The sequence below is a fragment of the Leucobacter sp. OH1287 genome (assembly GCF_003859945.1).
Taxonomy (GTDB): Bacteria; Actinomycetota; Actinomycetes; order Actinomycetales; family Microbacteriaceae; genus Canibacter.
Map to the genome: position 1 here is coordinate 55,786 of NZ_RQYM01000008.1, position 21,265 is coordinate 77,050.

Consider the following 21,265-nt stretch of genomic DNA (forward strand, 5'->3'; position numbering starts at 1 on the left):
TGAAGTTTAGTGGTTTGCTCGGGCGCAACCTAATAAACTTGTTGTATGGCAGAAAAATCTTGGTCCTTTGCAAAAGCGTTTTCGGGGCTGTTCAACCGCAGCGAACCGATCACCGAAGACACCTGGGATGAGCTTGAAACAGCGCTGATAACTGCCGATTTCGGGCCGGATGTTGCCGATGATGTGCTTGAACAGCTGCGCGCCGATGTTGAACGTTTCAACGTCACCGATGTGAAAGATATGCGCTCAATGCTGCGTGACGCCATCACCGACCGGCTCGCCAAGTTCGATCCGACGCTGAAGCTCTCAGCGCGCCCCGCCGTGATCCTCGTCGCGGGCGTTAACGGTGTCGGCAAAACAACCACGATCGGTAAGTTTGCTAAATACCTCGGCACTTTCAACAAGCGCGTAATCGTCGGCGCGGCAGACACCTTCAGGGCCGCGGCGGTTGAACAGCTGGCCACCTGGGCGGATCGTGGTGGTGCGGCGATTGTGAAGCCGCAGCAGCAGGGACAGGATCCGGCATCCGTTGCCTACCAGACCGTTGAGCGTGCAATCGCTGAGGGCTACGACATCTGTATTATCGACACCGCTGGCCGCCTACAAACCAAGGGTGGACTGATGGACGAGCTGAGCAAAATCCGCCGCGTTATCGAGAAGCTCGCACCCGTCTCAGAGGTGCTGCTGGTGCTTGACGCAACAACCGGTCAGAACGGTCTTTCGCAGGCGCAGGCGTTTATTGAGCACGCCGGTGTGACCGGGCTTGTGCTCACCAAACTCGACGGCTCAGCCAAGGGCGGGTTTGTTTTGAGCGTGCAGCAGAAAACCGAGCTGCCCGTTAAACTCGTCGGGCAGGGCGAGGGGATCAATGATCTCACCGGTTTCACCCCGCACGTGTTCGCGCAGCAGCTGGTTGGTTAGCGCCGCGCGGCTGCTGCGAACCTCGCCGCGATCAGTACTACGCCCGCAGCCAGGAGCATCGCTCCCGCGCCAGGCAGCAGCTCGCCGCTACCGCCTGTGACCGCGAGCTGCTGCTTCGCGGGCTGCTCAGGCTGCTGCTGTTTTGGCTGCTCCGGCACCGGCTGGCTCAGCTTCGCCTGGTCAGCCGGGTTTGCCTGGTCAGCAGGCTGGGCTGGCTGCGCCGGATCCACCGGCTGAGCAGGCTGCTGAGGCTGCGGTTGTGCCGGCGCAGCCGGCGCTGTCGCCGCGGTAAACGCGAGGGTTACCGGCAGCGGGGTTTTCGCGGCGTCCATGCTGGCGCCGGTTCGGTACCACCAGGGGCGCATCTGCGGATCCAGATAGTTAATAAACTCGGCCGGGTAGGAGGCGTTGCTCTTGCTGCCGTCAGCCAGCTGATACTCGCGTCCCTCCCACTCCGGGGTTGCGGTGACGCTAACCTTGCCGTTTTCCGCCTTAACCACAACGTCCTTAAAGGTTGCGAGGGTGACGCGCTTGTAACCGTCACTCTTGGTGTCGGCGCTGAGCGTCCACTTCACGTCGTAGCTGAGCGTTCCGGTTTTGTCGGCGTTAACGGTCAAAACCGGGTTGCCGATGGTTGTGATGAGGTCAGGAACCAGCTGTTCATAGTGTTGAATCTTCACGCCCTCACCCCAGGCGATTGCGGCCTCACCGGTCTTTTCGCTGTACCAGCCGGATCCACCCGCCCAGTTGAACACCGCGTCGGTTTTGGTGACAGCGCCGAGCGGAGTAGTTTTCCAGGCGGCGGCATAGTCGCTGATCGCCCAGTTTAAGGTTGCGTCAGAGACGCTGGCCGCGCTCGCAGCTGCCTCACCGCTTGCGGGGGTGACAGCAGGGGTTGCGGGGCCATCCCAAGGGGTTACCTCCGGGGTGGTTGGCGGTGCCGGGGTCTGGGCGCCGTTGTCGCGCGGTGTCACCTTCGGGAAATCACCCTGCCGCTTGTGAACCGTGATTTTAGCGGTTTTGTAGGGGTGTGAAACATAGGCGGTGTCGCCGCCGCCGCTAAACGCAATATCCCAGGTGTTGGCGTTGCCGCTGCCGGTTCCCTCGGTGATGCCGATCTCGTTAAAGTTCACAGCGTCGGTCGCCTGCCAGGTTGCGGGCGAGATAACGCTAACGCTGTTGCTGTGCCCGTTGCTCGTGTAGATTTCGCTGGTCAGCGGGTGCACAACCATCTCGTATGGGTTAGCGCCAACCTCAACAAACCGGTCGGTGAGCAGCTTCCTCTCAAACACGTCGAAGCTGATAACCCGGTCGTTGGTCCAGTTCTCGCTCAGGCGGGCGCGCATCGAGATGTGCAGCAGCCCGAGGTTGTGATCGTAGGCGAGTAGCTGTGGACGGCCACCAATCTCAGCGCCGTCAATCTCGGCGGTGCTGAGCGGCACACTCACCGACTCGTCCCACTTCCCGGTCTCAAGGTTGAAGGCGGTGAGCACCCCGGCCCTGCCCTCCGCGATCCACAAAACCTTATTGGTTGGATCGTATTCAACGTCTTTCACGTTCGGGAACCGCTCGTTTGACACCTTGATCAGGTCCGAAACGGTTTTCGTCTCGGGGTCGATGACGATCAGCCCCTTCGAATCGTAGACATAAACACTGCCGCTGCCCCTGTCAACGACGATGCCGGCGGGGAACTTGGTGCCGATGTCGAGCACCTCCGACTCGCCAGTTTCGGTGTCAACGATGCTGAACTTGCTGTTGCGGTAGTGGGCGATATAGAGTTTGCTGCCGTCCGGGCTGAGCTCCAGCGCGCTCGGTTCTTTTGCCTTGAGCGGCCAGCTGGTTGTGCTCGGTGTGTTGTCGGCGGTGTTAAGCCAGGTCACCTCGTCTGGTTTGTCGCTGTCGCTAACGTACGAGTTCAGCACATAGGCGCGCTCGCGGAAATCGTCAACCACAATATCCCTCGGCACAGCACCCATGGTGACGGCGGTCTCCATCGGCAGGGTTGTTGCCTCGTTGCTCGCCTGGGCGGCGGGGGCGGATCCGCCAGCAATCGGGATGCTGAGAAGCGCGGCGCTCAATAGCGTGGCGATGATGCCCCGCGCTGGTTTTGTTGGCACAGTCTGTGTCACAGTGGCGTCCTTTCTGAAATAAGCCTCTAAAACTCTAACGCACCCATCGGATGAACATAAGGGGGTCTTAAAAATAATCTGATCTGGTCGCCGGGACTGTGGGTTTCGACTGTCAGCATCCCACTGTAAACTGGAGAGGTTATGGCTACATTTGGCACACTCTCAGAGAGACTCACACAGACCTTTGCTCGGCTGCGCACCAAGGGTAAGCTCAGCGCGAGCGATGTTGACGGCACAGTACGCGAGATTCGGCGTGCGCTGCTTGAGGCGGACGTTGCCCTTGAGGTGGTTAAGGACTTCACCGCCCGGGTGCGTGAGCGCGCGCTCGGTGACGAGGTGAATCAGGCGCTTAACCCAGCCCAGCAGGTTGTGCAGATCGTTAACGATGAGCTGATTCAGATCCTCGGCGGTGAGCAGCGGCGACTGCAGTTTGCGAAGAACCCGCCGACCGTGATTATGCTCGCTGGTTTGCAGGGTGCCGGTAAAACCACGCTCGCCGGTAAGCTCGCTAAGTGGCTGCGCGGGCAGGGGCACACGCCGCTCCTGGTTGCCTGTGACCTGCAGCGCCCGAACGCGGTAACCCAGCTGGGCGTTGTTGCCGAGCAGGCGGGGGTTGCTATTTTCGCTCCCGAGCCGGGCAACGGTGTTGGCGATCCGGTGAAGGTTGCTAAAGCGGGTGTGCGTGAGGCAGCAGATAAACACTATGACTTTGTGATTATTGACACCGCCGGTCGTTTGGGCGTTGACGCTGAGCTGATGCAGCAGGCGGCGAACATTCGCAAGGCAACAAACCCTGACGAGGTGCTGTTTGTTATCGACTCGATGATCGGTCAGGACGCTGTTGCAACCGCGCAGGCGTTCCAGGAGGGTGTTGACTTCACAGGCGTTGTGCTCACCAAGCTTGACGGTGACGCGCGCGGTGGTGCGGCGCTGTCGATTAGGCAGCTGACCGGGCGCCCGATCCTGTTCGCCTCAACCGGTGAAACACTCGACGATTTTGAGCAGTTCCACCCGGACCGGATGGCGAGCCGAATCCTCGACCTCGGTGACGTGCTCACCCTGATTGAGCAGGCACAGAAAGCGTTTGACGAGGAAGAGGCGCGCAAAACCGCCGAGAAGATCGCGAACGACGAGTTCACCCTCGACGACTTCCTGAAGCAGATTCAGCAGCTGCGCGGGCAGGGATCCCTGAAGAAGATGATGGGAATGCTGCCGGGTATGGGCAAGATGAAGGCGCAGCTCGACCAGTTTGATGAGCGTGAGGTGCTGCACACCGAGGCGATTATCCAGTCGATGACCCAGGCTGAGCGGCGCAACCCGAAGATCCTCAACGGCTCACGCCGGCTGCGCATCGCCAAGGGGTCCGGTATGACCGTCACCGACGTTAACCGCCTGGTGAAACAGTTCGAGCAGGCCGCGAAGATGATGAAAACCGTGGCGCGCGGCGGCGTTCCACAGCTGCCGGGTATGGGGCCGATTCCGGGAGTTCACGGAGGCAAAAAGAAGCAGGCGCAGCAGGGCAAAAAGAAGGGTGCTCGCAAGAGCGGCAACCCGGCAAAGCGCGCGGCTGGCGAGATTGCGCAGGCGAGCGCAGCTCCGAAGGGCAGCGGCTTTGGCGGTTCAGCACTAACCGGCGGGGCGGGTGGATCCGCTGGCTCCGGAAATAATCCAGGCGGCGCCCCGAGCGCTGAGGATATCGCGAAGATGCAGGAGCTGCTGCGCGGCGCTAAGCTGCGCTAGTTTACAGCCTGATTCCCAGCCAGCTACCAGTGCAATAAATATGTTGCAGTGGTAGAATTGTGGTATGGCTACAGCAGGTGTTAAAACAAGAGACAGAAACGGTCGCTTCAGCGAGCAGCTGCCAAGAACGCAGCAGCTCGGCTTAGCGGAGCGCATCACCTGGTCTGCTGAGGTGTTTGGTTCAAGCGCCAAGCTCGCCGAGTGGTTGCAGGTTTCGCCGAGCACACTGAGTCGCTGGCAGAGCGGCAAAACCACCCCTGACGCGGCTCGCGCGCAGTGGATTATCGACCTCGACTTTATTGCGGCGCGCGCGGCAACCGTCTGGGGCAGCGGGGCGCTAACCCCGTGGCTTAACGGCAACAACGCCTTCCTCGGCGGGGCAACTCCGCTCGATATGATCCGTCACGGCCGCACCTCAGAGGTTGTGATGGCGCTCAGCGCCGAAGGCTCAGAGGTCTATGCTTAGCCGGCGCGTTGCGGGAGGCTCGTGCCTGAGCCTGGCTGTGGGCGAGGGCTCGCGCGGCCTGTCCTGCCGGCGCGGTGAGGAGGGTGGCCGATGACGCTCTTCTATCGCGTACACCTGTGGGAGCCGGGAGCAAAACCCGGTGCTCCCTACAGCGCCGAGTTTATTCCGCCGCATGGCTACGGCCGCTGGGATAACCCCGACCTCTATCAGCTGCGCTACCTGGCAAGCAGTCCCGAGGGGGCGATTGCTGAGACCTTTGGCTCCCACGCAACCTGGACTCCCGCGATGCTGCACGCCGAACTCAAACCGGACCGCACCCGCGCGCTTACGGTGTTTGAAGCGGCGGAGAATCCGAAGCTTGCTGAGCTTGCGGATCCGCAAACCCTGCTGCAATACGGGGTGCGGGTGACTGACGTGGTGCGGCGAGAATTACGGGTCACCCAGCGGTTAGCGGCGAGGCTGTATGACAGTGGCGACTATGAGGGGATTAGTTGGTGGTCGTTCTATCACCCGAGCATCAGCCTGGTTGCGCTGTTTCAGCCGGACTCGCTGCGGGTTGTTGACACGGTGCCGCTGTCGATTGACTCCGCGGAGATGCGAGCTGCAGCGAGTTTGATTGTGCGAGAAATCACGCCGAACTAGCCTGCGCAAAAACGCCCGTGATCCGCAAAAAATAATAAAAAGTACCGGTCAGAGCAAAAATTGCTTTTGGGGTGGTTTTCTGGGAGAATTGACTGGTTAGAATTATAGATTTTTTAGGAGCTAACTCTCATGGCAGTAAAGATTCGCCTCAAGCGCATGGGTAAAATCCGTGCACCTTTCTACCGCGTTGTTGTGGCAGACTCACGCACCAAGCGTGACGGCCGCGTTATCGAGGAGATCGGTAAGTACCACCCAACCGAGCAGCCATCATTCATCGAGATCGACTCAGAGCGTGCACAGTACTGGCTGGGCGTTGGCGCGCAGCCAACCGAGCAGGTTCGCGTGCTGCTGAAGCTCACCGGCGACTGGGGCAAGTTCACCGGCGAGGGCAACACCGAGTCAGAGGTTAAGCCAGTTGAGCCGAAGGAAGAGTTCGTGGCTGACGAGGCTAAGAAGCCTGTTCTTCGCCCAAAGGCTGATAAGCCAGCAGAGCCAGCAGCTGAGGAGTCAGCAGAGGAAGCTGCAGAGGCTGCTGAGTCAGCGGACGCTGCTGAAGCTGCAACCGAAGAGGCTTAAATATGGCTGCTGTAGCGCTGCATGAGGCGCTCGCGCACCTGGTTTGCGGCATTGTTGAAAACCCCGACGACGTCGAGGTGACAGTTGTTGAGGGCGGCAGGGTTGAGACGCTGGAGGTGCGAGTAAACCCCGCCGATCTCGGCCGCGTAATCGGCCGCTCCGGCAGAACAGTGCAGGCACTGCGCACGGTGATTAACGCGCTCGCTCGCGGCCATCGGGTTCGCATTGATGTGATAGATACGGACGAGTAGCGTGACACAGCAACAGCGTGTTAAAGCTCCCCGTCCCAGCCTTGGGGCGGGGAGTCTGCGTGTCGGCAGACTTACCAAACCGCACGGTCTGAAGGGCGGCTTGAAGCTCGAACTCTACACAGACAACCCCGATCTCAGGTTCGTTCCGGGAGCGGTTTTTTACCTGCAAGTTCCAACGGATTCTGTCTGGTTTGAAAAAACCGTGACGGTGCGTGAGCTGCGCTACTTTAACGGGCAGGCGGTTGTGTTCTTCGAGGAGCTCAGCGACCGCACAGCGGCCGAGTCAATCGCCAGGGCGATTCTTTGGATCGATGAGCAGCAGGTGCTCGAGGGTGAAGAGGATGATGCCTGGTATGACCAGCAGCTGATCGGTATGCGGGTGCTCGTTGACGGCAAAGACGTTGGCGAGGTTAGCGAGGTTAAACACCTGCCCGCGCAGGATCTGCTAGAGGTTGACACCGGTGACAACAAGGTTTTGGTGCCGCTTGTGAAGGCGATAGTGCCGGAGGTTGACACCGCTAAACGGGTTATCCACGTCACCCCGCCAACCGGGCTGTTCCACGATGAGGACGCAGAGGTGGCTGCTTAATGCGCATCGATGCGGTGTCGATCTTCCCCAGCTACTTCGACGTGCTCGGCATCTCACTGCTCGGCAAGGCTCAGGGGCGAGGGATCGTTGACTTCCACGTGCATGATCTGCGCGACGCCGCAACCGACAAGCACCGCACCGTCGACGACAAACCCGCTGGCGGCGGCGCGGGCATGGTGATGAAGGCGGAGCCCTGGGGCGTTATGCTCGACCGGGTTATCGCCGATTCTGGGGTTGCGGATCCGCTCATCATCTTCCCATCGCCGGCCGGCGAGGTGTTTAATCAGCGCATGGCAAAAGAGCTTGCGAAAGAGCAGCAGCTGATCTTCGGCTGCGGCAGATACGAGGGCATCGATCAGCGGGTGTTTGACGAGTACGCTTCGCGCTACCGCGTGAAACTCGTCAGCATCGGCGACTACGTGTTAAACGGCGGTGAGGTTGCAAGCCTCGCGATGATCGAGGCGATCGCCAGGCTGCTGCCGGGCATGGTCGGTAACCCCGAGAGCCTGGTTGAGGAGTCACACGAGGACGGACTGCTTGAGTATCCAAGCTACACCGCCCCGGCAAGCTGGCGAGGCCACGAGATTCCGCAGGTGCTTTTGAGCGGTAATCACAAACTGGTTGCCGAGTGGCGTCATCAGCAGCGGGTGAAGCGCACACGCGAGGTGCGGCCGGATCTGCTCGAAACCGCCGAGGACAAAGCGGGCTGAGGTGGTCGGATCCGTCGAGGACGAAGCGGGCTGAGGTGGCTGGATCCACCAGGAAAGCCGGGGGAGTAACCCCCGCAAACCCGGTGTTTAACACGGTGCCGATTTTGGTGTAATATAGATAGCTGTGCCACGGTGCGATACTGCCGTGAGGGTTCGCACAAACCGTTGGCAAAAACTGTAAGACTTAAGAGAATATCCGCGATCCGACTTGCGGCGGGCGCAGAGAGTAGAAAACAATGCAGAAGCTTGACTTCATTGATGCTGCATCGCTGAAGAGCGATATCCCAGACTTCCGTGCTGGTGACACCGTTAAAGTACACGTAAACATCGTTGAGGGTAACCGCTCACGTGTGCAGGTATTCCAGGGTGTTGTTATCGCTCGCCACGGCGAGGGTGTTCGCGAGACCTTCACCGTTCGCAAGATCAGCTTCCAGGTTGGTGTTGAGCGTAAGTTCCCAGTGCACTCACCAGCGATCGACAAGATTGAGCTTATTAGCCGCGGTGACGTTCGCCGTGCAAAGCTCTACTACCTGCGTGGCCTGACCGGTAAGAAGGCGAAGATTCGCGAGAAGCGCGACGACGTTTAAAACAAAAACCGACAGAACCTCTGCCACCGGGCAGGGGTTCTGTTAGTTTACGGGGCTGAGTTTGCCCGTGCCTGCTGACTTTCGAGTTCAAAGGTTTAGACTCAGCTACAGCGGTTAATCTTATTTAGGTTGAAAGGGGAGTGGCAGTGAGCAGCACCAAACAGAAATCCGGTAACTCGGTTGTAAGGTTCATCAGGGACCTGTTGGTTATCGGCATCAGCGCGCTGCTTATCTCATTCCTGTTAAAGACGTTCCTGATCCGCTCATTCTTTATCCCGTCGGGATCCATGCAGGAGACGCTGCAGATTGAGGATCGGGTGATGGTCAACCAGCTCGTCCCAAACGTTGTCGGGGTTAACCGCGGTGACGTGGTTGTGTTTAAGGATCCGGGTGGCTGGCTGCACGCGAGCCCGAAACCGGAGCTTGACTGGCTGCAGCAGGCACTGCAGGCTGTTGGGTTTGCGCCCGACACCAGTAACGACTACGTGATTAAGCGCGTTATCGGCGTCGGCGGCGACAGGGTGCAGTGCTGCGGAGACAACGGCAAGATTATGGTTAACGGCGTTGAGATTGACGAGCCGTACATTGTTATCCCGCAGGGTGAACACAGTGCCTCCGGGATCGAGTTTGATGTCACCGTGCCGGAGGGGTCAGTGTGGCTGCTCGGCGATAACCGCTACGCGAGCCGCGACTCCCGCTACAACCAGGATCAGCCAGGCAAGGGCTTTGTTCCCGAGAGTGACATTGTCGGCAGGGCGTTTGTGCTGAACTGGCCGCTTAACCGTTTCACCTGGCTGGATAACTACCCGGAGGTGTTCGCCGAGGTGCCTGAGCCTGACAAGGCTGCGGCAAAAACCGAGTAGTCGCGAGCTGACGCCGAGAATCACCGTGCCTAAAAACCCCGCACCGGATAGTTCCGCGCCGCAAACCGCCATGCCCTCCGGGGCTGGTGGATCCGCCGACCCCGCCGCCGCTGAACCCGCCGCCGCTGGTGCGAGCTGTGTTCGCGACCCGAGCCTCGCCGTGGAGTTTCAGCTGCTTGGCAGCGCCCCCTTTGTGATCGGTATGGACGAGGTTGGCCGCGGCGCGATTGCCGGGCCGGTCGCGGTTGGTGTGCACGCCTTTAGTCTCGCGAGCGGCGAGATGCCGGAGGGGCTGCGCGACTCTAAACTGCTCACCGAAAAACGGCGGGAAGCGCTTTTCCCGCTGGTGTGTGAGTGGGGAGCTGGCGCGGTTGGTTACGGCAGCCCGGAGGCGATTGACGAGTTTGGCATCTCCGCGATGCTCGGAGCTGCTGGGCGGGAGGCGCTTTTGCAGCTGCACCGCGACGGGATTCCGGTGGCGGACAGCGTGATCCTGCTCGACGGCAAACACGACTGGCTCTCACCGGCGCTGAAACGCCCGCTGCGGGTTGTCACCAGGGTTGGGGCGGATCGAGCCTGCGGCAGTGTTGCAGCCGCGAGTGTGCGCGCCAAGGTGCTGCGTGACCGGCTGATGGCGACGGCCGCGACCAGAGAGCCCCACTACGGCTGGGAGTCGAATAAGGGGTACGGATCCAAAGCCCACTACGCTGGGATTGCCGAGCACGGTGTCTCCTCCCTCCACCGCAAAACCTGGATTAAGAAATAGCGCCCGCGGCGGGGATCATCCCGGGACGGTGCTCTAGAATTGTTGCTATGACTGAAAAAGCGCTTTGCGACCTGCCAATCGGGGTGTTTGACTCCGGGGTTGGCGGTTTGACGGTTGCGCGCGCAATCCGCGACCTGCTGCCGCACGAGTCGATTATTTACGCGGCCGACACCGCGAGAAACCCTTACGGCCCGCGCCCAATCGAGGAGGTGCGCAAGTTCTCGCTGGAGATCCTCGACGCGCTCGTTGCCAGGGGTGTGAAAATGCTCGTGATCGCCTGCAACACAGCATCCGCCGCGGTTTTGCGGGACGCCTACGAGCGCTACACGGTGCCGGTTGTTGAGGTGATCGCGCCGACCGTTCGCAACGCAATCGCGCTCAGTCGTAACGGGCGGATCGGGTTAATCGGCACCGCAACCACGGTTAGGTCCCGCGCCTACAATGATTTTTTTGCGATCAACCCCGAGGTGAAGCTGTTTACCCGGGCAACCCCGCGCTTTGTCGAACTGGTTGAGGCGGGCATCACCGCCGGAGCCGAGGTTGAGGAGGTTGCGGCCGACTATCTGCAGCCGCTGCTGTCCAACGACATTGACACGCTCGTGCTCGGTTGTACACACTATCCGTTCCTGCGTGGTGCACTCCGGCAGGTGGCCGGGCCGAACGTTGCGCTTGTCAGCAGCGACACCGAAACCGCGAACGAGGTCTATCGGGTGCTGCGCGATAAACAGCTGCTGCGCACAAACAGCGCCACACCCGCGACGATCCACTACACAACCACGGGCTCAGACATTGCCGGGTTCCAGGCGCTCGCACAGCAGATGCTGCGCACCGATGCGCCGCTTGTTTCGCCGCTGACGTTGGGCGATGGCGCGGTGGTGGATCCGGGCACTCCTGCCGGGTCCGCAGGCGAGGCCGAGCGGCCCGACGGTGCTGAGCGGCTCGATGGTGCTGAGCGGCCCGACGGTGATTAGGTTTTAGAGACAACGGTTTATTTACGGCGAGAGGTAACGCTATGTCAGCAAATCAGGTGCGAGCAGACGGACGAGCGGCGGACCAGCTGCGTCCGGTAACAATCGAGGTTGGGTGGAGCGAGCAGGCCGAGGGTTCGGCGCTGATCAGCTTCGGTAAGACGAAGGTGCTGTGCACCGCGTCCTTCACGGAGGGTGTTCCACGCTGGCTGACCGGCGGGGGAACCGGCTGGGTGACCGCGGAGTATGCGATGCTGCCGCGATCCACTAACGAGCGAATGCAGCGAGAGGCTGTGAAGGGGAAGATCGGCGGTCGCACCCACGAGATTTCGCGGCTGATCGGGCGTAGTTTGCGGGCGGTTGTTGACACTGCGGCGCTCGGTGAGAACACGATCGTGATTGACTGTGATGTTTTGCAGGCGGACGGCGGCACCCGCACCGCCGCGATCACCGGCGCGTATGTGGCGCTGCAGCAGGCTGTTGCCTGGGCGAAGGAGCAGCGTGTGATCCCGGCGAAAGCGCAGGTTTTAACCGACTCGGTTGCCGCTGTGTCCGTCGGGATTGTGGACGGTGTGCCGCTGCTCGACCTCGCGTATGTTGAGGACTCGAAAGCGGAGACCGACATGAACGTGATCGTCACCGGATCGGGTGATTTTGTTGAGGTGCAGGGAACCGCTGAGGGTGCGCCGTTTAACCGTGACGAGCTGAACTCGCTGCTAGATTTGGCGGTTGCCGGGGCGGCGGATCTGACCGTGGCGCAGCAGCGAGCGATAGGGGAGTAGCCGTGGCCACTGAGATTCTTTTGGCGTCCCGTAACGCCCACAAGATCGCTGAGCTCAGCGCGATTTTGGAACCGCAGCTGCCGGGTGTAACCGTCAGCGGCGATGAAGGGCCGGAGCCGGTTGAGAACGGGCTCAGCTTCACCGAAAACGCGCTGATTAAAGCGCGCGAGTGCGCGAAACGCACCGGCAAACCCGCGATCGCGGACGACAGCGGACTCAGCGTTGCCGCGCTTAACGGCTGCCCCGGGATTTTCTCTGCCCGCTGGGCGGGACCGGCGCGCAGCGACAGAGACAACCTGGAACTGGTGCTGTGGCAGATCTCTGACCTGGCAGACAGTCAGCGGCAGGCGGAGTTTGTTTGTGCGGCGGCTGCCGTGATCCCGCAACCGGACGGGTCGCTGCGTGAGATTGCGGTGCTCGGCCGCTGGGAGGGTTCGCTGCTGCGTGAGCCCGCGGGGGAGCACGGGTTCGGGTACGACCCGATCTTCCAGCCTGCGGGCTATGAGGTGAGCGCTGCCCAGTTGGATCCAGAACTTAAGAATCAGCTCTCTCACCGCCGTCGCGCGTTTCAGGCTCTGCTGCCGCAGCTGGTTGCGGAGCTGGGCTAGACCCGCGCTGAGCCGGTGCCGCGCTTCTAGACACGAAAAGGCCGGTGCTCCTCCCGAAACGGTGGGGCACCGGCCTTCGTTTAACCTATGGCTAGCGCTTAAACAATCTTGCGCTCGCGCGGTTTAGTGCTCGTCGTAGTGGTCGCCGTGAACCGCGTGACGGTGGCCGTCGTGCAGGTAGTCGACGTGGTCGCCGTGCTGCACTGCCTCGTGGCCGCAGTCCTCGCCGTGGGTGTGCTCGCTGAGGCTGTGCTCAGCTGGCGCATCGTGCTCATCGTAGTGATCCTCGTGAGCGGCGTGACGGTGGCCGTCGTGCAGGTAGTCGACGTGGTCGCCGTGCTGCACTGCCTCGTGGCCGCAGCCCTCACCGTGTGCGTGGTCGGCGGTTGTGTGCTCGCTTGGTGTGTGGGTTTCAGTTGACATTGCTTGCTCCTCTTGGTTTTGGTTCGTGGTGCTGTTTCGGTTAGAGGGGATAGTGTGACGCAGTAGGACACCGCGCGATCGGGTTCTCGCGCTCCCTAGTGTTCAGAGACGTGCTCAACTGCGTCGGTTATAACGTGAGCAACATGGCTGTCTGCGACCTTGTAGCTTATGGACTTGCCGCTTCTGGTGGTTTTCACCAGTCCGCCCTCTCTTAGCCCCCGCAGGTGCTGTGAGATTAGTGGCTGGCTCATCCCGGTTACCGCAACAAGCTCGCTGACCGTGTGCTCACGCTCTGCAAGCAGGAGCATTATCTGCAGTCTTGATTCATTACCGAGCAGCTTGAACAGCGCTGCGGCGTCAATCAGGTGCTGACTGTGCTTTTCTGTTTGCATACACCCATCTAACCACACATATAAAAACATTGCAATATGTTTATCTAATCGCTTCTGCTAGTCATTATCATTTAGATTAGTTACCGGGTGGATCCGCCCTCGCTGACCGGGTTTGTTCACCCTCTAACCACCACCCCAAAACCTGCTATGATTTATGGAGCGCGGGAGTGGTGGAATTGGTAGACACGCAGGATTTAGGTTCCTGTGCCGCAAGGCGTGAGAGTTCAAGTCTCTCCTTCCGCACCGGTTATTTTCTGGTGATCTAGCGCACCTGCTAAACTTGCCACATGCCAGTTTCAGTAGTTGCCGCGTGGGTTTTTTGTGCTTTTGTTGCGATCCTGACCATAATCCAAGTGGCGGCAATCGCCGGCGCCCCACTCGGCGCCTACCTCTGGGGCGGTGAAACCCCCGGCAAGCTCTCACCAAAACTGCGACGCAGCTCCGTAATCTCGGTGCTGATCTACCTCGTGTTTGTTGTGCTCGTGCTCAACCGGGTTGCTGTGCTGCAGCTGTTTAGCGGATTCTGGGCAGGGTTTGCCGCCTGGGTTGTTTTCGTGTTTATCACGCTCGGTCTGCTCAGTAATCTCTCCTCCAATTCGAAGCGAGAGCAGGCGCTGATGCTGCCGCTGATGCTCGGCCTGACGGTTAGCTCGCTGCTGGTTGCGCTCGGCATCTAGTTTCTTGGCGTATAGCCCCTCGGCATCTAACGCCGCTCGGCGGCTAACCCCGCTCGGCGGCGCTGGTGGATCCACCAAATAACGCCCTGAAAGGCTTGAAATCTTTTCTGCCCGGTGCCTGTGTGACAAAAAGTTACGGCCGATGCTTGGCGGTTTCGGCAACAGCTGATAAAATGAGATTCGTTATCAATAAGTGTGGGTTTCACTTTTGATAATGGCTTGCAACTACTGCAAGGTAAAAGCACAGCGGGCGGTTTGCGCTGCTGAGGGGAAGCGCAAACCACCCGGTGCCGACAGATAAGCTTCTTCGCCGCCCGCGCATAACGGCGGCTAACCGGGTGAAACACGGCTATCCGGGGTCATTTTTGCGCTAGACTGCTTAGCAGGAAAGGACCTAAACCGTGACACAGGCAACCCATCTAAACCTCTACGAGATCTCAATCGACGAGCTGCTCAACGCCTACCGGGAGGAGCAGCTTAGCGCTGTTGCCGTTGTGGCGAGATACCTGAACCGGATCGGTGCTTTTGACAGATCCGCCGCCGCCATTAACGCGGTTATTGCGCTCAACCCGGAGGTTTTTGCGCAGGCCGCCGAGTCTGACCGGCGCTGGGCAGCGGGCAACCCGCGCCCGCTTGAGGGTGTGCCGTTCACGGTCAAAGACTCCTATATGGTGCAGGGTTTGACGGTTGCGAGCGGATCCCCGGCGTTCGCCGGTCTCGTCGCGCAGTGGGATGCCTTCTCGGTTGCGCAGCTAAAAGCCGCCGGAGCGGTGCTGATCGGGAAAACCAATATGCCGCCGATGGCTGACGGTGGAATGCAGCGCGGTGTTTACGGCAGGGCAGAAAACCCCTACAACACCGCCTACCTCGCTGCCGCCTACGCATCCGGCTCCTCTAATGGATCCGGCGCGGCAACCGCGGCAAACTTCGCGGTGTTCGGAATGGGTGAGGAGACCGTGTCATCCGGTCGAAGCCCGGCATCAAACAACGGCCTCTGCGCCTACACACCATCGTGGGGAATTATTTCAATCCGCGGCAACTGGCCGCTCTTCCCGGCGCGCGATGTGGTTGTGCCGCACACCCGCAGCATCCCCGACATGCTGCACGTGCTAAACGCGCTGGTTGCTGACGACGACAACACCCGCGGTGATTTTTGGCGACACCAGCGGGTGGTTGCGATCCCACCCGCGAGCACGCTCCGGCCAGCAGACTACACTGAGCTGCTTGATGAGCACGCGCTGCGCGGGAAAACCCTCGCGGTGCCAAGAATGTATCTCGGTAAGGATCCAAACTTCCCGATCGCGGTGCGCGACAGCGTGCTAACCCTCTGGGAGCAGACCCGAAAACAGCTGGAGTCGCTGGGCGCAACAGTTGTGGAAAGCAACTTCCCGTTGATTGAACAGTACGAGGGAGATAAACCCGCGGGCGAGAACATCGACCGGCTCGGGGTTCTGCCGGACGACTGGATGGCAACCGAGTTCAACCACTTCCTCGCCTTCGGCTGGGACGATTTCCTGAGGGCGAACGGGGATCCAGCGATCCCGGACCTCGCGAGCGTCAACCCCGACACAATCTTCCCGCTCTGGGAGGGAACCCTGCCCGACCGCTACGACGAGGTGCCAGACTACGAGAACCGCTACCGCGCCGTCGTCGCCTACGCAAAAGAGGGGATTGCGGATCCGCGCGACAACCACGATTTTGCTGCGGGCCTGAACGCGCTGGTGAGCCTGCGCGAAACCCTGTTTGAGAACTGGCTGACAGAAAACGGCTACGACGCGGTTGTGTTCCCGGCGAACGCGGATGTTGGTGCGGCCGACTCCGAGAGCGACCAGCAGGCAAACGATCACACCTGGACAAACGGTGTGCTGTTCTCCAACGGTAACTATGCGCTGCGCCACCTCGGGATCCCGAGCGTCACCGTCACAATGGGGCAGATGGCAGACACCGGTGTGCCGGTTGGCGTAACCTTTGCGGGCGCCGCCTACCAGGATGCGAAACTGCTCAGCTACGCGGGCGCGCTGGACGCGGCCTCGGAACGGCCAACCCCGCAGTTCGCGCCCGAGCAGGACGCCGACATTATCGACCTGGCGGATGCGCGGCGCGCGGCCGACGGTGCTGGTGCGGCTGGCGGCGCTGGTGGCGCTGCGGCTGGCGGTGCTGGTGCGGATCCCGCCCCGAGCATCAGCATCAGCGGCGGCGAAAACAACACCGCCCACAATGGCGCTATCGCGGTCACCGTCTGGGGTGAGGTAACCGCCGACAGCGTGGTTGAGGTGACCGTTAACGGCACAGCGCTCGCGGTGGATATCACCGACGAGAAGTGGCACGCCTTCGGTGTGCTTCCGCCGCAGGACTCCGGCATCAACCCCGAGCAGCCGCTGCTGGTTGTTGCAACCGCCTCGGCGCTTGACGAGGAACAGGGCGGCTTCGCGGCAGACTTCTGCGAGGTTGAGCTCTAGCCCGGCTCTACTCGGCGTTGTTTACCGCAACCGCCTCATCGCCGTGCACCTCAACGCTGACGGCGAGCTTCCGCAGCAGGGTGATTAGGCGTGCCCGCTCTGAGGCGGTAACCCCCTTCAAAAGCAGCGTCTCGGCGGTGCTCAGGTGGGTGAGCGCGGTATCCACGCGGTTGAGCCCGTCCGCGGTCATCACAACCAAAACCCCGCGGCCATCGTTCGGATCGGTAACCCGCTGCACCAGCCCACGCCCGCACATCCGGTCGATCCGGTTCGTCATCGTCCCGCTAGACACCTTGGTTTCTCGCACCAGGAAGCTGGTGCTGGCGCGGTAGGGGGATCCAAGCCGGCGCAAAACCGCGAGCACATCAAACTCCCACAGCTCTAGCCCGCTGCTCTCAAACGCCTGCTGTCTTGCGCGGTTGAGCTGTTTTGTGATCCTGCCAACACGAGAAAAGATCGCCAGCGGATCAAGATCCAGGTCGGGGCGCTGCTCGGCCCACTGCTCTAAGATCCGCTCTGTTTCGTCGTGTTTGCTCATACTCTCAATTCTGCCAGCGATTTTTAGAAAAATGTTAGCGGAGTTAATGCTGATGTTGATTTTCTGGCAAAATAGATATCGTGCCTACTTTCGTATGCATATTCCGCCTTAGTGTAACGGCAGCACGGCAGCCTTTGGAGCTGTAAAGTCTAGGTTCGAATCCTAGGGGCGGAGCTGCTGAAGCATCAGATATATCGGTTCGCACTAAGGCAGGTTTTATGCGCTCAAACTCGAAAGTCGCCGTAGTTATACTCGCCGCGGGCCAGGGAACCCGCATGAAGTCAGCACTTCCCAAGGTGCTGCACCGCATCGGCGGCAGGTCGCTGATCGAACACGTTCTCGCAACAGCCTACGAGCTGGATCCGGCACACGTTGTCGCGGTTGTGCGCCACGAGCGTGAGCGGGTTGCGGCGGCAATCACCGAGTTTGCGCCGCAGACACTGTTAGCGGATCAGGATGAGATCCCCGGAACCGGCCGCGCGGTTGAGCAGGCGCTCGCCGCCATCCCCGCAGATTTTGACGGATCCGTTGTCGTGCTCTCGGGTGATGTGCCGCTGATCGACTCGGTCACCCTCGGCCAGCTGCTTACCGACCACAGCGACAACGCGCGAGACATGACCATTCTCTCGGCGATTTTTGCGGATCCAACCGGTCTCGGCAGGATTTTGCGCGGCGCGGACGGCGCTGTCACCGGCATTGTTGAGGAGAAAGACGCGACTGACGAGCAGCGGCGAGTCACCGAGATCAACGGCGGCATCTACGTCTTTAAACGCAGCGCGGTAACTGAAGCGCTCGCGCAGATCGACACCAACAACGCACAGGGTGAAAAATACCTAACCGACGCTGCGGCGGTGATTCTCGCGGGCGGCGGCATCGTCGGTGCGACACTCACAACCGACCCGTGGGTTATTGCGGGCGTTAACGACAGGGCGCAGCTGGCTGATGCGGGCCGCGAGCTAAATGCCAGGGTTTGCAGGCGGCTGCAGCGAGAGGGTGTTGCGATTGTGGATCCGGCCACAACATACATCGATGTCACCGCAACTCTCGCACCAGACAGCACCGTGCTGCCCGGCAGTTTTGTGCTCGGTAACAGCACGGTTGCGGCGGGCGCGATTGTTGGGCCAGCAACCACGATCGCAAACACCGCGGTTGGTGAAGGAGCAACAGTTCTGCGCTCCGAGGTTAACGGCGCGGTTATTGCCGCAGGCGCGACGGTTGGGCCGTTCGCCTACCTGCGTCCGGGCTCGGAGCTTGGCGAGAACTCGAAGGTTGGCGCTTTTGTTGAACTGAAAAACACACAGCTCGGTGCCGGCAGCAAGGTGCCGCACCTCAGCTATGTTGGTGACGCACAGGTCGGATCCGGCAGCAATCTGGGTGCGGGAACAATCGTTGCCAACTATGACGGCGTTAAGAAACACCGCACCGTGATCGGTGACGAGGTGCGGGTTGGTTCCAAGAGTGTGCTTGTGGCACCGGTTGAGATCGGTGCCGGTGCCTACACCGCAGCGGGTGCGGTTGTGCGCAAAGATGTTCCGGCGGGCGCTCTAGCGTTGAGTGTTGCGCCGCAACGCAACACCCCGAACTGGGTGCAACAGAACCGACCGGGAACAACCTCGGCAGATGCAGCGTCTGCCGCAAACGGAGAGAAAAACTAAAATGGGTGCAATCGAAAAAGCTGGGCAAAAAAAGCTGGTGCTGATCTCTGGGCGGGCGTATCCGCAACTGGCAGAGGATGTTGCCAAGGAGCTGGGCGCTGAGGTTTTATCAACCGATGCGAGAACCTTCGCGAGCGGTGAAATCTACGCGCGATTCAACGAGAGTGTGCGAGGAACCGACGCTTTTGTTCTGCAGTCACACGTCGGCAACATTAACGAGCACCTGATGGAGCAGCTGATTATGGTTGACTCCCTGAAGCGTGCCTCCGCCAAGCGCATCACCGTGGTTGCGCCGTTCTACCCGTATGCCAGGCAGGATAAGAAGGGGCGCGGCCGTGAGCCGATCTCTGCCCGCCTGGTTGCTGACCTGTTTAAGGCGGCCGGAGCCGACCGGATTATGTCCGTTGACCTGCACGCCTCACAGATTCAGGGTTTCTTCGACGGCCCGGTTGACCACCTGTTTGCGATGCCGGTGCTGCTGGAGCACTTCCGTGAGCAGTTCGCTGGCCGCGACGACCTCACCATTGTGTCACCCGACATGGGCCGCGTGCGCGTTGCCGACGTCTGGAGTGACCAGCTGGGTGCGCCGCTCGCGATTATTCACAAGCGCCGCGATCCAAAGGTTGCAAACCAGGTGAGCGTGCACGACATCGTCGGTGACGTGAAAGACCGCTGGTGTCTGATGGTTGACGACATGATCGACACCGGCGGCACAATCGCGAAAGCCGCTGAGGCGCTCGTTAAAAACGGCGCCAAGGGTGTCACCATCGCGGCAACCCACCCGGTTTTCTCGGGTAAGGCACCGGAGGTTTTGAACGCGGATCACATCGACCAGGTGGTTGTTACCGACACCCTGCCGGTTTCCCCCGAGAAGCGCTTTGACAAGCTGACAGTCCTGTCAATCGCGCCGCTTTTGGCGAAGGCGATTAAAGAGGTGTTCGAGGACGGCTCAGTAACCAGCATGTTCGACGGGGCCGCGTAAACCAGATGACTGACGCAGCAAACACTCCCGCAACCGCAAACGTCGGGGTTGTTGGCCTCGCCGTGATGGGCGCAAACCTGGCGCGCAACCTCGCCAGCCGCGAGGGCAACCGGGTTGCGGTCTACAACCGCTCCCACGACAGAACCGAGCAGCTGCTGGCAGCCCATCCCGAGGCGCAGCTGATTGGCACCGAGACAATCGCCGAGTTCGCGGCAACCCTCGCTAAACCCCGCACCGCGATTATTATGGTGCAGGCCGGATCCGCAACCGACGCGGTGATTGACTCGCTGTGCGAGGTGTTTGAGAGCGGCGACATCATTATTGACGGCGGAAACGCGCTCTACACCGACACGATCCGCCGCGAAAAAGCGGTTGCTGCGCGCGGGATCCACTTCGTTGGCGCTGGCATCTCCGGCGGCGAGGAGGGTGCGCTGAACGGCCCGAGCATTATGCCTGGCGGGCCAGCCGAGTCATACCGCACCGTTGGACCGATTTTTGAGTCGATTGCGGCTCGCGCAGCCGACGGCACCCCGTGCGTCACCCACATTGGCGCGGACGGTTCCGGGCACTTTGTGAAGATGATCCACAACGGCATCGAATACGCCGATATGCAGCTGATCGCCGAAGCCTACCAGTTGCTGCGCTCGGTTGCGGGACTAACCCCCGCCGAGATCAGCGAGGTGTTTAAGCAGTGGAACAGCACCGAGCTGGAGAGCTACCTGGTTGAGATCACCGCCGAGGTGCTTGCCCAGGTGGATCCGGCAACCGGCAAACCCCTCGTCGACATCATCGTCGACCAGGCGGGGCAGAAGGGCACCGGCACCTGGACGGTGCAGGCGGCGCTGTCACTCGGCACCCCGGTGAGCGCGATCGCGGAGGCGGTTTTTGCGCGCGGACTGTCATCACAGCCTGCGCAGCGGATCGCGGCCGAGCCCCTGCGCGGCGGGGTTAGCGCCACGGCGATAGCGGATCCGGCGGCAAAACAGAGCTTTATTGAGGATGTGCGCCAGGCGCTTTACGCCTCCAAAATCATCGCCTACTCGCAGGGCTTCGACGTGATTCGGGACGCTGCCGCAGCGCACGGCTGGCAGATCGACCAGGGCGCTGTTGCGTCAATCTGGCGGGCCGGCTGCATTATTCGCGCAGCCTTCCTGGATCGCATAACCGACGCCTTCCGTAACGAGCCGGAGCTGCAGCTGCTCGCCGCAACCCCGTTCTTCGCTGAGGCGCTGCGGGGTGCTGAGGCGGCGTGGCGACGGGTTGTCACCGCCGCTGTAAACAACGCGGTGCCGGCTCCGGCGTTCGGCGCGGCGCTTGCCTACTATGACGGGCTGCGCGCTGAGCGACTGCCTGCGGCGCTGATTCAGGGGCAGCGCGATTTCTTTGGCGCTCACACCTACGGTCGAGTGGATCGCCCCGGCGTATTCCACACCGACTGGTCGGGAAGCCGCACCGAAACCCAGCTCAGCTAGGCGGGCAGCGCCAGCGGTGGATCGCCGGTAGCTGCTGCAGCTGGGCGGCGTGCGGATCCCTCCACTGCG

The 21,265-nt window shown here is 60.9% G+C and carries 23 protein-coding genes and 2 tRNA genes; 21 read left to right on the forward strand and 4 right to left on the reverse strand.

Annotation, left to right across the window (positions count from 1 at the left end):
* Nucleotides 1–45 precede the first annotated feature (45 nt).
* Nucleotides 46–921, forward strand: a complete 876-nt coding sequence (ftsY, locus tag EII30_RS05875) for a signal recognition particle-docking protein FtsY (RefSeq protein WP_124886399.1) — start codon at nt 46–48, stop codon at nt 919–921.
* On the opposite strand, the gene EII30_RS05880 is transcribed toward ftsY, so the two are convergent.
* Nucleotides 918–3,050, reverse strand: a complete 2,133-nt coding sequence (locus tag EII30_RS05880) for a YncE family protein (RefSeq protein ID WP_124886400.1) — start codon at nt 3,048–3,050, stop codon at nt 918–920. The two genes, ftsY and EII30_RS05880, sit on opposite strands and share 4 nt — an antisense overlap.
* 141 nt (nt 3,051–3,191) lie before the next feature.
* On the opposite strand from EII30_RS05880, the gene ffh reads away from it, so the two are divergent.
* The 13 genes from ffh (at nt 3,192) to rdgB (ending at nt 12,598) form a co-directional block, all read left to right on the forward strand.
* A complete protein-coding gene (gene ffh / locus EII30_RS05885) occupies nt 3,192–4,790 on the forward strand; it encodes a signal recognition particle protein (protein WP_124886401.1) in 1,599 nt (532 codons plus the stop codon).
* 64 nt (nt 4,791–4,854) lie between these two features.
* Nucleotides 4,855–5,256 carry a helix-turn-helix transcriptional regulator gene (locus EII30_RS05890; RefSeq protein ID WP_124886402.1) on the forward strand — a complete coding sequence of 134 codons (402 nt, stop codon included), beginning with the start codon at nt 4,855–4,857 and terminating at the stop codon, nt 5,254–5,256.
* A 90-nt stretch (nt 5,257–5,346) separates the two neighbouring features.
* Nucleotides 5,347–5,898 carry an RES family NAD+ phosphorylase gene (locus EII30_RS05895; protein WP_124886403.1) on the forward strand — a complete coding sequence of 184 codons (552 nt, stop codon included), beginning with the start codon at nt 5,347–5,349 and terminating at the stop codon, nt 5,896–5,898.
* 129 nt (nt 5,899–6,027) lie between these two features.
* Nucleotides 6,028–6,474 carry a 30S ribosomal protein S16 gene (rpsP, locus tag EII30_RS05900; protein ID WP_124886404.1) on the forward strand — a complete coding sequence of 149 codons (447 nt, stop codon included), beginning with the start codon at nt 6,028–6,030 and terminating at the stop codon, nt 6,472–6,474.
* Nucleotides 6,475–6,476: 2 nt separating this feature from the next.
* Entirely contained in the window at nt 6,477–6,725 is a 249-nt protein-coding gene (locus EII30_RS05905) for a KH domain-containing protein (RefSeq protein ID WP_124886405.1), read from the forward strand.
* A 1-nt stretch (nt 6,726) separates the two neighbouring features.
* Complete coding sequence (rimM, locus tag EII30_RS05910; RefSeq protein WP_233569306.1) at nt 6,727–7,314, forward strand: ribosome maturation factor RimM; 588 nt, start codon at nt 6,727–6,729, stop codon at nt 7,312–7,314.
* Nucleotides 7,314–8,024, forward strand: coding sequence for a tRNA (guanosine(37)-N1)-methyltransferase TrmD (gene trmD / locus EII30_RS05915; protein WP_124886406.1), 711 nt, complete (start codon nt 7,314–7,316; stop codon nt 8,022–8,024). The genes rimM and trmD overlap by 1 nt, the downstream gene beginning before the upstream one ends.
* Before the next feature lie 236 nt (nt 8,025–8,260).
* Nucleotides 8,261–8,611: a 50S ribosomal protein L19 gene (gene rplS, locus EII30_RS05920; RefSeq protein ID WP_124886407.1), complete on the forward strand. Its 351-nt coding sequence runs from the start codon at nt 8,261–8,263 to the stop codon at nt 8,609–8,611.
* Nucleotides 8,612–8,757: 146 nt separating this feature from the next.
* Nucleotides 8,758–9,474 (forward strand): signal peptidase I, encoded by a 717-nt coding sequence (gene lepB, locus EII30_RS05925; protein WP_233569307.1) that lies wholly within the window; start codon nt 8,758–8,760, stop codon nt 9,472–9,474.
* A 25-nt stretch (nt 9,475–9,499) separates the two neighbouring features.
* The gene (locus EII30_RS05930; protein ID WP_233569308.1) at nt 9,500–10,240 is read left to right on the forward strand and encodes a ribonuclease HII; all 741 of its coding nucleotides are present in this window, start codon (nt 9,500–9,502) and stop codon (nt 10,238–10,240) included.
* 47 nt (nt 10,241–10,287) lie between these two features.
* Complete coding sequence (murI, locus tag EII30_RS05935; RefSeq protein WP_124886408.1) at nt 10,288–11,211, forward strand: glutamate racemase; 924 nt, start codon at nt 10,288–10,290, stop codon at nt 11,209–11,211.
* Between the two features lie 41 nt (nt 11,212–11,252).
* Entirely contained in the window at nt 11,253–11,990 is a 738-nt protein-coding gene (gene rph / locus EII30_RS05940) for a ribonuclease PH (RefSeq protein WP_124886409.1), read from the forward strand.
* Between the two features lie 2 nt (nt 11,991–11,992).
* A complete protein-coding gene (rdgB, locus tag EII30_RS05945; protein ID WP_124886410.1) occupies nt 11,993–12,598 on the forward strand; it encodes an RdgB/HAM1 family non-canonical purine NTP pyrophosphatase in 606 nt (201 codons plus the stop codon).
* 123 nt (nt 12,599–12,721) lie between these two features.
* Here the strand turns inward: rdgB and EII30_RS08905 are convergent, their stop codons facing one another.
* Both EII30_RS08905 and EII30_RS05955 read right to left on the reverse strand, forming a co-directional pair.
* Nucleotides 12,722–13,021: a hypothetical protein gene (locus tag EII30_RS08905; protein ID WP_158608672.1), complete on the reverse strand. Its 300-nt coding sequence runs from the start codon at nt 13,019–13,021 to the stop codon at nt 12,722–12,724.
* Nucleotides 13,022–13,116: 95 nt separating this feature from the next.
* Complete coding sequence (locus EII30_RS05955) at nt 13,117–13,413, reverse strand: helix-turn-helix transcriptional regulator (RefSeq protein WP_124886412.1); 297 nt, start codon at nt 13,411–13,413, stop codon at nt 13,117–13,119.
* A gap of 161 nt (nt 13,414–13,574) precedes the next feature.
* Here EII30_RS05955 and EII30_RS05960 point away from each other — a divergent pair.
* The 3 genes from EII30_RS05960 to EII30_RS05970 all read left to right on the forward strand — a co-directional run bounded on the left by EII30_RS05960 (nt 13,575) and on the right by EII30_RS05970 (nt 16,549).
* Nucleotides 13,575–13,656 (forward strand) — tRNA-Leu (locus EII30_RS05960).
* A 44-nt stretch (nt 13,657–13,700) separates the two neighbouring features.
* Entirely contained in the window at nt 13,701–14,090 is a 390-nt protein-coding gene (locus EII30_RS05965) for a hypothetical protein (RefSeq protein WP_124886413.1), read from the forward strand.
* A gap of 401 nt (nt 14,091–14,491) precedes the next feature.
* Nucleotides 14,492–16,549, forward strand: a complete 2,058-nt coding sequence (locus tag EII30_RS05970; protein WP_124886414.1) for an amidase — start codon at nt 14,492–14,494, stop codon at nt 16,547–16,549.
* A 7-nt stretch (nt 16,550–16,556) separates the two neighbouring features.
* Here EII30_RS05970 and EII30_RS05975 read toward each other — a convergent pair whose 3' ends face one another.
* Complete coding sequence (locus tag EII30_RS05975) at nt 16,557–17,087, reverse strand: MarR family winged helix-turn-helix transcriptional regulator (protein ID WP_124886415.1); 531 nt, start codon at nt 17,085–17,087, stop codon at nt 16,557–16,559.
* A gap of 102 nt (nt 17,088–17,189) precedes the next feature.
* On the opposite strand from EII30_RS05975, the gene EII30_RS05980 reads away from it, so the two are divergent.
* From EII30_RS05980 to gndA, 4 genes are all read left to right on the forward strand, one after another.
* Nucleotides 17,190–17,261, forward strand: a tRNA-Gln gene (locus EII30_RS05980).
* Between the two features lie 44 nt (nt 17,262–17,305).
* The gene (gene glmU / locus EII30_RS05985) at nt 17,306–18,742 is read left to right on the forward strand and encodes a bifunctional UDP-N-acetylglucosamine diphosphorylase/glucosamine-1-phosphate N-acetyltransferase GlmU (RefSeq protein ID WP_124886416.1); all 1,437 of its coding nucleotides are present in this window, start codon (nt 17,306–17,308) and stop codon (nt 18,740–18,742) included.
* Nucleotide 18,743: 1 nt separating this feature from the next.
* The gene (locus EII30_RS05990; RefSeq protein ID WP_124886417.1) at nt 18,744–19,724 is read left to right on the forward strand and encodes a ribose-phosphate diphosphokinase; all 981 of its coding nucleotides are present in this window, start codon (nt 18,744–18,746) and stop codon (nt 19,722–19,724) included.
* 5 nt (nt 19,725–19,729) lie between these two features.
* A complete protein-coding gene (gene gndA / locus EII30_RS05995) occupies nt 19,730–21,196 on the forward strand; it encodes an NADP-dependent phosphogluconate dehydrogenase (protein ID WP_124886418.1) in 1,467 nt (488 codons plus the stop codon).
* The last annotated feature ends 69 nt before the right edge of the window (nt 21,197–21,265 follow it).

What these genes read in the sequence shown, in the direction of transcription:
- ftsY (WP_124886399.1), top strand. Translation starts at nt 46, where the DNA reads ATGGCAGAAAAATCTTGGTCCTTTGCAAAAGCGTTTTCGGGGCTGTTC.
- ffh (WP_124886401.1), top strand. Translation starts at nt 3,192, where the DNA reads ATGGCTACATTTGGCACACTCTCAGAGAGACTCACACAGACCTTTGCT.
- EII30_RS05890 (WP_124886402.1), top strand. Translation starts at nt 4,855, where the DNA reads ATGGCTACAGCAGGTGTTAAAACAAGAGACAGAAACGGTCGCTTCAGC.
- EII30_RS05895 (WP_124886403.1), top strand. Translation starts at nt 5,347, where the DNA reads ATGACGCTCTTCTATCGCGTACACCTGTGGGAGCCGGGAGCAAAACCC.
- rpsP (WP_124886404.1), top strand. Translation starts at nt 6,028, where the DNA reads ATGGCAGTAAAGATTCGCCTCAAGCGCATGGGTAAAATCCGTGCACCT.
- EII30_RS05905 (WP_124886405.1), top strand. Translation starts at nt 6,477, where the DNA reads ATGGCTGCTGTAGCGCTGCATGAGGCGCTCGCGCACCTGGTTTGCGGC.
- trmD (WP_124886406.1), top strand. Translation starts at nt 7,314, where the DNA reads ATGCGCATCGATGCGGTGTCGATCTTCCCCAGCTACTTCGACGTGCTC.
- rplS (WP_124886407.1), top strand. Translation starts at nt 8,261, where the DNA reads ATGCAGAAGCTTGACTTCATTGATGCTGCATCGCTGAAGAGCGATATC.
- murI (WP_124886408.1), top strand. Translation starts at nt 10,288, where the DNA reads ATGACTGAAAAAGCGCTTTGCGACCTGCCAATCGGGGTGTTTGACTCC.
- rph (WP_124886409.1), top strand. Translation starts at nt 11,253, where the DNA reads ATGTCAGCAAATCAGGTGCGAGCAGACGGACGAGCGGCGGACCAGCTG.
- EII30_RS08905 (WP_158608672.1), bottom strand. Translation starts at nt 13,021, where the DNA reads ATGTCAACTGAAACCCACACACCAAGCGAGCACACAACCGCCGACCAC.
- EII30_RS05955 (WP_124886412.1), bottom strand. Translation starts at nt 13,413, where the DNA reads ATGCAAACAGAAAAGCACAGTCAGCACCTGATTGACGCCGCAGCGCTG.
- EII30_RS05965 (WP_124886413.1), top strand. Translation starts at nt 13,701, where the DNA reads ATGCCAGTTTCAGTAGTTGCCGCGTGGGTTTTTTGTGCTTTTGTTGCG.
- EII30_RS05975 (WP_124886415.1), bottom strand. Translation starts at nt 17,087, where the DNA reads ATGAGCAAACACGACGAAACAGAGCGGATCTTAGAGCAGTGGGCCGAG.
- glmU (WP_124886416.1), top strand. Translation starts at nt 17,306, where the DNA reads ATGCGCTCAAACTCGAAAGTCGCCGTAGTTATACTCGCCGCGGGCCAG.
- EII30_RS05990 (WP_124886417.1), top strand. Translation starts at nt 18,744, where the DNA reads ATGGGTGCAATCGAAAAAGCTGGGCAAAAAAAGCTGGTGCTGATCTCT.
- gndA (WP_124886418.1), top strand. Translation starts at nt 19,730, where the DNA reads ATGACTGACGCAGCAAACACTCCCGCAACCGCAAACGTCGGGGTTGTT.